Source organism: Bradyrhizobium sp. (assembly GCF_019244115.1).
Classification (GTDB): Bacteria; Pseudomonadota; Alphaproteobacteria; order Rhizobiales; family Xanthobacteraceae; genus Bradyrhizobium.
This window is the reverse complement of the sequence record NZ_JAFATE010000055.1, coordinates 1-8619: the sequence shown is the minus strand read 5'-3', so window position 1 is coordinate 8619 and position 8619 is coordinate 1. Positions and strand designations below refer to the sequence as shown.

Here is an 8619-nt window from a genome sequence, read left to right as displayed (position 1 = left end):
CGTTGAGCGAATAGCCGAGAATCGTGAGCAGCGCCGCGATCGAGGTGAGGTCGAAGTCGACCTGCGAGATCGACATGAAGCCGATTGTCAGCACGATGTCGTGGACGTTGGCGATCATGGCGCCCAGCGCGAATTGCCACTCGAAGCGGAACCAGAGATAGATCAGGATCGCGAAGATCGCGAGCATCAAGCCGACCATGCCGTAGGCCAAGAGCTCGCCGGAGACGCGCGGACCGACCACCTCGACGCGGCGATAGTCGACGGTTTCGCCGAGCGCGCCGCGCACCTTGCTGACCGCCTGCTGCTGGGCGGCATCGCCGCCCGGCTGCTCGGCGACGCGGATCAGCACGTCGGCCGGTCCGCCAAACTGCTGCAGCTGGATGTCCCCGAGATTGAGCGCGGTCAGCGTCGCGCGCATCGCGGCAATGTCGGCCGTCCCCGACTTGGCCTGCACCTCGAGCAGCGTGCCGCCCTTGAAGTCGATGCCGAAATTGAGCCCGTGGGTGAAGAACAGCGTGATCGCGACGATCGACAGCGTCGCCGAGATCGGGAACGAGATGCGACGGAACTGCGTGAAGTCGAAATGCGTGTCGTCGGGAACGATGCGCAGCGACGGCAACAGCCCGAGCGCGCTGACGACCGTCAGCACCGCAATCAGGACACCGAGAGAAATGAGAACCAGATGAGTCAAGGACGGCCCCTTAGATCGGCACGGTCTGCGGCCGCTTCCACCATACCCACCCGGCCACGATCAGGCGGGTCAGCGTGAAGGCGGTGAACACCGTGGTGATGATGCCGATGCCGAGCGTCACGGCGAAGCCACGCACGGGACCGGTGCCGATGTAGAACAGGACGGCGGCGGCGATGAAGGTGGTGATGTTGGAATCGAGGATGGTCGACAGCGCGCGCTTGAAGCCGGCGTCGATCGCCGAGATCGCAGTGCGCCCGCCGCGCAGCTCCTCGCGGATGCGCTCATAGATCAGCACGTTGGAATCGACCGCGATGCCGACCGTGAGCACGATGCCGGCGATGCCGGGCAAGGTCAGCGTCGCGCTGAGCAGCGAGAGCAGGCCGAAGATCATCGCTACGTTGATGGTCACCGCGATGTTGGCGAACACGCCGAACAGCCGGTAGGTGAGCAGCATGAACACGATCACCATGATCGAGCCGACATAGGCGGCAAGCTCGCCCTTTTCGATCGAGTCCTGTCCGAGACCCGGACCGACGGTACGCTCCTCGATCACCGTCAGTGGCGCTGGGAGTGCGCCGGCGCGCAGCAGGATCGCAAGGTCATTGGCCGACTGCACGGTGAAATTGCCGGAAATCTGCCCGGAGCCGCCGGTGATCGGCTCGCGGATCACCGGTGCCGAAATCACCTCATTGTCGAGCACGATGGCAAAGCGCGTGCCGACATTCTCGGTCGAGGCCTGTGCGAATTTGCGCGACCCGACCGTGTTGAAACGGAAAGTCACGATCGCCTCGCCGGTACGCTGGTCGAAACCGGGCTGGGCATCGGTCAGATCGCCGCCGGAGACCAGCACCTGCTTCTTGATGACGTAGGGCACCTTGGGCGTGCTGGCGCTCCACAGCAATTCGGCGTCCGGAGGCAATCCACCCCGCTGCGCCTGGTCCGGCGGCACGCTCTCGTCGACCAGCCGGAATTCCATCTTGGCGGTCTTGCCCAGGAGGTCCTTCAGCCGCGTCGGGTCCTGCAGGCCCGGCACCTGCACCAGGATGCGGTCGCTGCCCTGGCGCTGGATCACAGGCTCGACGGTGCCGAGCTGGTTGATGCGGCGCTCGACGATCTGGATCGACTGTTCGATGGTCTGGCGGATGCGCTCGTTGATGGCGGCCTGAGGCACGGTCAGGCGGATCAACCCGCCGCCAGCGTCTGATACATCCAGGCTGCGCTGGCCGCCGGAGCCGATCAACCCGCCGAGCGGCTGGGCCAGTTCGCGCAGCTTGGCGAGCGCCGTCTGCACCTCGGTATCCCGGGTGATCCTGACCTCGACGCTGTCGGTGCGCGTGGCAAGGCCGGTATATCCGATCTTGGCGTCGCGCAGCGTGCGGCGCACGTCATCCCGGACCTGGTCGAGCTTGTCCTTCCGCACGTAATTGGCGTCCAGCGACAACAGCAGGTACGAGCCGCCCTGCAGGTCGAGGCCAAGCACGAGCCGGCGCTGCGCCCAGAGCGGCCAAGTCTTGACGGTCGCTTCGGAGAAGAAATTGGGGACGGCACAGAGGCACACGAACAGCGCTGTCAGGATGATCCCGAGCGCCCTCCACCGCGTGAAATACAGCATGGCGTAGACCTGTCAAAATGTGCGCGCAGCCAATCAGCTCGCGGCCGTCTCGTCCTTGGCGTCCGCCTTCGCCGGCTCCCCCTTGGCCCGCACGCCCTGGATCATCTGCCGCATCTGGCGCACCCGCACCCCATCGGAGATCTCGAACTCGATCTGGTCGTCGTCGACCACCTTGGTGACCTTTCCGACCAGACCGCCCGAGGTCACGACCGTGTCGCCGCGGCGGATGTTCTTCACGAGGTCGGCATGGTCGCGCACCTTCTTCTGCTGCGGCCGCAGGATCAGGAAGTACATGATCACGAAGATCAGGGCGAACGGCAGCAGCGACATCAACATGCTGTTGGCATCGCCCCCGGCCGCGGCCTGGGCATACGCAGGGGTGATCAGCATCGGTCTTTCGTCCTCGTGATACGGGAATAGGCCGGACGCGCCGCCTGGCGGCCTCCGGTGCGGGCAAATTCGCGCGGACTATAGCGGCCGCGGTCCCAATTGCAACGCTGGACGGCCCTTCATTTGGTGCGGCTTGCGGGCCCCGTAAAGCCCCGATATGGCTGCGCAGTCAGGAACTTGAGCCATGCCGAAAAAGCCCTCCAAGACGACCGCCCGCACTGCTGCGAAGCGAGCCGCACAGAAGACCGCCGAGGTTGCGGCAAAACCGCCCATGGCCGGCGGCTTCGACGAGACCGGCGAGCGCATCGCACGGGCGCTGGAGGCGATTGCGGCGCGGCTTGCGGCACGCACGCTGGCGACGGGCGGCGGTCCATCGTTCATGGACGCGGATGCCTTTGTCTGGCATCCCGACGGCCGGCTCTCGGCGGTGCCGCGGGTGAGCCGCGTCGATCTCGCACTGCTCAAGGGCATCGATCGGATGCGCGATATCCTGATCGAGAACACCGAACGCTTCGCCGACGGGCTGCCGGCCAATAACGCGCTGCTCTGGGGCGCACGCGGCATGGGCAAGTCGTCGCTGGTGAAGGCCGCGCATGCCAGCATCAATCTGAGGCGCGAGGTAGCCGAGCGGCTGAAGCTGATCGAAATCCACCGGGAGGATATCGAAAGCCTGCCCGCGCTGATGGACCTGCTGCGCCGGTCCGACTTCCGCTTCGTCGTGTTCTGCGACGACCTATCGTTTGACGGCAATGATGCGTCCTACAAGTCGCTGAAGGCCGTCCTGGAAGGCGGCATCGAGGGCCGGCCGGAAAACGTCATTCTCTACGCCACCTCGAACCGGCGCCACCTGCTGTCACGCGACATGATCGAGAACGAACGCTCCACTGCGATCAATCCCGGCGAGGCGGTGGAGGAAAAAGTGTCGCTGTCGGACCGGTTCGGCCTCTGGCTCGGCTTCCATCGCTGCAGCCAGGACGAGTACCTCGCGATGGTGAAGGGCTATTGCAATCACTTCGGCATCAGCCTCGCCGAAGAGGAGCTGGAGCACGAGGCGCTGGAATGGTCGACGACGCGCGGCTCGCGCTCCGGGCGCGTTGCCTGGCAGTTCGTCCAGGAGCTCGCCGGACGCCTCGGCGTGCGGCTGAGCGGCAAATGACGCCGGCGTGCGACCTCACGCGCCGTTGAGGAATTGAAGCGGATCGACCGGCGAGGATCCCTTGCGGATCTCGAAATGAAGCTGCGGCGACCCCACCTCCCCGGTCTGACCCGATTTGGCGATGACCTGGCCGCGCTTGATGGAGTCGCCGCGCTTCACCAACAGTTCACTCGCATGGGCATATGCGGTGACGTAGCCGTTGGAATGCCGCACCAGGACCAGATTGCCGTAACCCTTGAGCTCGTTTCCTGCGTAAGCGACCACGCCGTCCTCGGCAGCCTTCACGGGCGTGCCCTCGGGGACCGCGAGATTGATGCCGTCATTGGATTTGCCATTGGTCTTCGCGCCGTAGCTCGTGATCACCTTGCCGCGCACCGGCCAGCGGAATGTCGGCAGCGCGCCGGTCGCCTCGCCCGCCTTGACCGGCGCCTCGGCGGCTTCGTTCTCCTCGGCCGTGGGCGCGGCCTGGGCAAGCCTTGCGCTCTGCTGCACACCGGCGGCAGCAACCTTCGCGGTCGCTACCGGCGCGGTCGCGACCGCCTGGACTGGCGCGGCGGCCGCGGGCTGAGCCGCCTGGGCAGCCTTGGCGGGAATGGCGAGTTTCGTACCGAGCTTCAGGGGTGCCGATGCATTGATGTTGTTGGCCTTCGCGATCTCCGCAACCGAGACGTGGTTCTGATGCGCTATGCCCATCAGCGTTTCGCCACGATTGACGAAATGGACACTCGGCGCGGCGGGCACGGCCGCTACTGGCTTCGGCGCCGCGGGCAAGGCCGGAGCTGCCACGGCAGCCGTCGCCGTGGGACGCGGAATGACCAGTTGCTGGCCCGGCGACAGCGCGCGCGGCCCCTTGTAGCCGTTGGCGGCGAGGATCGCCGCGGGCGTGACATTATAACGACGCGCGAGGATCTCGAGCGTATCGCTGGTGCCGACGATGATCGTGGCGCCGTTGGGAGCGGCAACTACGGGATGAGTTGCGGCGATCGAGCGCGGCGGCCTTACCGACGCGGTGGTCTCGAGTTTTGGCGGCGCTGGCGGTGCATAGTTCGGCTGCGACGATGGCGCATATGAGGCCAGACCGCGCCCGCCTCCGGACACCCCGACATCCGCGGGCGGAACGGACTGGGGCGCCGAGATCGCCGGGTAGGACGCTTGGGGGCGGGAATATTGCGGCGACTGCCGCGCCGGCTCGGCCGGTGGCGCAGGCTGGACCGCGCCCGTCGCATCACCCTGATAACCGAAAGGATTGGATAACGGATTTTGTGACAGGCGCGACGACATGTCGGCGCTGCAGCCGGCAAAACCAAATGAAATCAGCGCCAGCGCCGCCATCTGCGGGACACGGCGCGAGTAAAGCAACGCGGAAATCGGCGACATGGTTACTCACTCGGACGCAACAAGCACACGTTTTGAGTAAACACATCGCGAGTAAATAACGGCTTAACCCTACGCCTAAGATGTTGGGAGACTTGCTAATCCAGACGCTTAGAGTTCACGCGCAATGCCCGGTAATGCCGGGACAAATCGCACATCGACGAGCTCTTTTTTTTCCCAGTCATTTGCTGTCCTGACGACGCGGACGAGGGTCTGGACACCATGATGCGGGCCGACCGGCGCGATCAGGATACCACCCACCGCGAGCCGCTCCTGCAGCTTGTCGGGGATTTGCTCCATCGCTGCGGTCACGATGATGCGGTCGAATTGGCCCGCATCGCCCGGGACATCAAAACCGTCTCCGAGCAGCACTTCAATGTTATGATAGCCAAGCCGCCGCAGCCGCTCCCGCGCGCTGTCTGCCAGCGTGCGGAACCGCTCGATCGTCACGACGTGAGCGGCGAGGCGCGACAGGATCGCCGCCTGATAGCCGGATCCGGTCCCGATCTCGAGCACCCGATCGCGCTTCTGCAGCTGCAGCTGCTCTGTCATGTAGGCGACCACGAAGGGCTGGCTGATGGTCTGCCCGCAGGCAATCCCAAGCGCGCTGTCGCGGTAGGCATCCGCGCGATCGGCTTCGGTGACGAAGGCCTCGCGCGGCACCTCCTCCATGGCCCGCAATACTGCCTGGTCGCTGATCCCGCGCCGTCGCAGCGTCAACTGGAACATCATTTTCTCGGGAGGACCGTCTCTCGCAGGCATCTTTTTGTCTCGTTCGCAGCTCGCAACTGCAACGCGCCGGCACATCCTCGCGTTGAGATGTCCCGCCATTTATGGACGAGTCGAGGCAATGGCGACACCAATGGCGCTCAACGCGCCATATGGCTATGTTGACATGGTTCCCGGTATCGAATTAGCGGAAGTTGTTGGGGATGGGCAAGGACTGGCAGAATGAGTGCAATGCGGCCGGCGCGCGGGTCGGTGTTCCTGGTCGAGGACGAGGTCATGATCAGGATGATGGTTGCCGACATGCTGGAGGAACTCGGTTTTGCCGTGGCGGCAGAAGCCGGCGACATCGATGAAGCGATCCGCCTCGCCGAGACCGCCTATTTCGATTTCGCGATCCTCGACGTCAACGTCAACGGCAAGATCATCTCACCCGTCGCGGAAGTGATCGAGATGCGCAAGCGCCCCTTCATCTTCGCGACCGGCTACGGCCTGTCGGGACTGCCGGAACAGTTTCGCAACCGTCCCTCCCTGCAGAAGCCGTTCCAGCTGGACACGCTGGGCCGGACCATCGACGCCGCCTTGCGGAGCACGCCGGCCTGATCCGTCGGCGGATGCGCGAGGTCATTTTAGCAAGTCGGTCAATTCAGCGGAAAAGATCTCGTCGGTGCGATCGAGCTTGAGCGGCGTAACCGAAACGTAATTGGCCGCCAGCGCCGCCAGATCGCTCCCCTCCGCCGGCGTGTCAAGGATAGCGGCGCGCTCGAAACCGATCCAGAAATAGGGATTGCCACGCCCGTCGCGCCGCTGGTCGACCTTCAGGAAACCGAGATTGCGCGTGCCCTGTCGTGTCACCCGGACGCCCGCGACCTCGTCCGGCGTACAGGCAGGAAAGTTGATGTTGATGACGGTGTTTTTTGGCACGCCGGCCTCGATCACCTTGCGCAGGATGCCGGGACCGAATTTGAGCGCGGTGTCCCACACCGGCCGTTCGCGCGTCTCCATGCTGAACTCCTGCGATAGCGCAAATGACGGCAGGCCGAGAATGGTGCCCTCCAGGGCGCCCGCGATGGTGCCGGAATAGACCACGTCCTCGGCAACGTTGCGGCCTCTGTTCACGCCGGAGAGCACGATATCAGGACGCTTGTCGCCCAGGATGTGGCGCGCGCCCATGATGATGCAGTCGGTGGGCGTACCCCGCACTGCAAAGTGCCGCGGTCCGACTTCGCGCAGGCGCAGCGGATCGTTCAGCGACAGCGAATGCGAGACACCGGACTGATCGAGCTCGGGCGCCACGATCCAGACGTCTTCGGACAGTTCGCGCGCGATCTGCTCGATCACCTTGAGGCCCGGCGCGTGAATACCATCGTCGTTGGTGCACAGAATTCGCATTCCGCCAAAAGCCCTTGTTCGTCCGCCGATTCCGTGGTCTCGGCCGCCGTCTTATCCGCTGATTGGAGATGAGGCAAACCCGCAAGGCGCGCCGCAAAGATCGCAATATGGCGTCCTTCGGACGCCGCGCCGCGACGGAAGTCCCGGCCCATCCACGTCTTGGACGCGACGAGGAAGAAGGACGTGGATGCCCGGCACAAGGCCGGCACAACGAGTCATGAACTGAGGCCGTTAGGTGTTATCGCCGGATGCGCCATTGCGGCGAGAATTTCGCGAGTTGTCCTTCGGCACTCAGCTTCAGAACCTGTGGCGAAAGCCTTGCCGGCTGGGAGAGAATGGACTCGCTCAGGCGCAACGTCGCTTCGACCGGCGACAGAACCTTGCGGGGAGGCTCCGGATAGCGTTTGCGGGCAGCGGCAAGTGCCTTGTCGAGGTCGGCCGCGTTGAGCCACGGCTGCGCCCGGAGCTGGTCCAGGGTGCCGTCCTCCCACAATTTGGCGCCTTCGACATCGAAGGCACCCTTCAGCCGCTGGTCGATCGCCTGCAGCCCAAAACCGGTCACGGCCCACTGTCGGCCGAGCCAATAGATATCCCGATGCAGCGCCATGGGTTGCGCTTTCGAAAAAGGTCATTGGTCACGGAAATCGATGGAAATAATACCGTGAGGTCACATTTTGGCAAGCGCCTGCCCCAGCTTCGCCGCACTTTTGCCGCGAACTATGGCTCCCGCGCAACGACCTTGAGGCCGCCCATATAGGGCTGCAGCACGTCGGGCACGGCGATCGAGCCGTCCTCCTGCTGATAAGTCTCCATGATGGCGATCAGCGCGCGGCCGACCGCGGTTCCCGAACCGTTAAGGGTGTGAACGAAACGCGGCTTGCCGTCGCTGGCGCGGTAACGCGCGTCCATGCGGCGGGCCTGGAAATCACCGCAGACCGAGCAGCTGGAGATTTCCCGGAATGCCCCGCCGTCGCCCTGGCCGGGCATCCAGACCTCGATGTCGTAGGTCTTTTGGGATGAGAAGCCCATGTCGCCGGTGCACAGCGTCATCACCCGGTAGTGCAGGTCGAGCTGGCGCAGCACCTCCTCGGCGCAGGCCAGCATCCGCTCATGCTCGTCCTTGCTAGTCTCGGGCGTCGTGATCGACACCAGCTCGACCTTGGTGAACTGGTGCTGTCGGATCATGCCGCGCGTATCGCGCCCGGCCGCGCCCGCCTCGGCGCGGAAGCAAGGTGTGAGCGCGGTCAGCCGCATCGGCAACTGCTTTTCGTCGACAAT

Annotated in this window: 10 protein-coding genes; 2 read left to right on the top strand and 8 right to left on the bottom strand. The window is 64.6% G+C overall.

Features of this window, described 5'->3' with window-relative positions; all coding sequences use genetic code 11:
- The 3 genes from secF to yajC form a co-directional block, all read right to left on the bottom strand.
- Positions 1-691, bottom strand: a 691-nt coding sequence (secF, locus tag JOZ76_RS02575) for a protein translocase subunit SecF (RefSeq protein WP_291697065.1), incomplete at its 3' end; no start/stop codon positions are given.
- Positions 692-701: 10 nt separating this feature from the next.
- The gene (secD, locus tag JOZ76_RS02570; RefSeq protein WP_291697064.1) at positions 702-2303 is read right to left on the bottom strand and encodes a protein translocase subunit SecD; all 1602 of its coding nucleotides are present in this window, start codon (positions 2301-2303) and stop codon (positions 702-704) included.
- A gap of 33 nt (positions 2304-2336) precedes the next feature.
- On the bottom strand, positions 2337-2693 hold the full coding sequence (gene yajC, locus JOZ76_RS02565) for a preprotein translocase subunit YajC (protein WP_291697063.1): 357 nt from the start codon (positions 2691-2693) through the stop codon (positions 2337-2339).
- Positions 2694-2877: 184 nt separating this feature from the next.
- Here yajC and JOZ76_RS02560 point away from each other — a divergent pair, with 184 nt between their 5' ends.
- Positions 2878-3849 (top strand): ATP-binding protein, encoded by a 972-nt coding sequence (locus JOZ76_RS02560; RefSeq protein ID WP_291697062.1) that lies wholly within the window; start codon positions 2878-2880, stop codon positions 3847-3849.
- 15 nt (positions 3850-3864) lie between these two features.
- Here JOZ76_RS02560 and JOZ76_RS02555 read toward each other — a convergent pair whose 3' ends face one another.
- Together JOZ76_RS02555 and JOZ76_RS02550 are read right to left on the bottom strand one after the other, a co-directional pair.
- Positions 3865-5226, bottom strand: coding sequence for a peptidoglycan DD-metalloendopeptidase family protein (locus tag JOZ76_RS02555; RefSeq protein ID WP_291697061.1), 1362 nt, complete (start codon positions 5224-5226; stop codon positions 3865-3867).
- Between the two features lie 108 nt (positions 5227-5334).
- Entirely contained in the window at positions 5335-5985 is a 651-nt protein-coding gene (locus JOZ76_RS02550; protein ID WP_441299962.1) for a protein-L-isoaspartate(D-aspartate) O-methyltransferase, read from the bottom strand.
- 189 nt (positions 5986-6174) lie between these two features.
- Between JOZ76_RS02550 and JOZ76_RS02545 the strand changes: the two genes are divergently transcribed.
- Positions 6175-6552, top strand: a complete 378-nt coding sequence (locus JOZ76_RS02545) for a response regulator (protein ID WP_291697060.1) — start codon at positions 6175-6177, stop codon at positions 6550-6552.
- A gap of 21 nt (positions 6553-6573) precedes the next feature.
- Here JOZ76_RS02545 and surE read toward each other — a convergent pair whose 3' ends face one another.
- The 3 genes from surE to JOZ76_RS02530 form a co-directional block, all read right to left on the bottom strand.
- Positions 6574-7341, bottom strand: a complete 768-nt coding sequence (surE, locus tag JOZ76_RS02540; protein ID WP_291697059.1) for a 5'/3'-nucleotidase SurE — start codon at positions 7339-7341, stop codon at positions 6574-6576.
- A 238-nt stretch (positions 7342-7579) separates the two neighbouring features.
- Positions 7580-7948 carry a hypothetical protein gene (locus JOZ76_RS02535; RefSeq protein ID WP_291697058.1) on the bottom strand — a complete coding sequence of 123 codons (369 nt, stop codon included), beginning with the start codon at positions 7946-7948 and terminating at the stop codon, positions 7580-7582.
- Positions 7949-8058: 110 nt separating this feature from the next.
- Positions 8059-8619: aminoacyl--tRNA ligase-related protein (locus tag JOZ76_RS02530; RefSeq protein ID WP_366938532.1), on the bottom strand; the 561-nt coding region annotated here is incomplete at its 5' end.

What these genes read in the sequence shown, in the direction of transcription:
- secD (WP_291697064.1), bottom strand. Translation starts at nt 2,303, where the DNA reads ATGCTGTATTTCACGCGGTGGAGGGCGCTCGGGATCATCCTGACAGCG.
- yajC (WP_291697063.1), bottom strand. Translation starts at nt 2,693, where the DNA reads ATGCTGATCACCCCTGCGTATGCCCAGGCCGCGGCCGGGGGCGATGCC.
- JOZ76_RS02560 (WP_291697062.1), top strand. Translation starts at nt 2,878, where the DNA reads ATGCCGAAAAAGCCCTCCAAGACGACCGCCCGCACTGCTGCGAAGCGA.
- JOZ76_RS02555 (WP_291697061.1), bottom strand. Translation starts at nt 5,226, where the DNA reads ATGTCGCCGATTTCCGCGTTGCTTTACTCGCGCCGTGTCCCGCAGATG.
- JOZ76_RS02550 (WP_441299962.1), bottom strand. Translation starts at nt 5,985, where the DNA reads ATGCCTGCGAGAGACGGTCCTCCCGAGAAAATGATGTTCCAGTTGACG.
- JOZ76_RS02545 (WP_291697060.1), top strand. Translation starts at nt 6,175, where the DNA reads ATGAGTGCAATGCGGCCGGCGCGCGGGTCGGTGTTCCTGGTCGAGGAC.
- surE (WP_291697059.1), bottom strand. Translation starts at nt 7,341, where the DNA reads ATGCGAATTCTGTGCACCAACGACGATGGTATTCACGCGCCGGGCCTC.
- JOZ76_RS02535 (WP_291697058.1), bottom strand. Translation starts at nt 7,948, where the DNA reads ATGGCGCTGCATCGGGATATCTATTGGCTCGGCCGACAGTGGGCCGTG.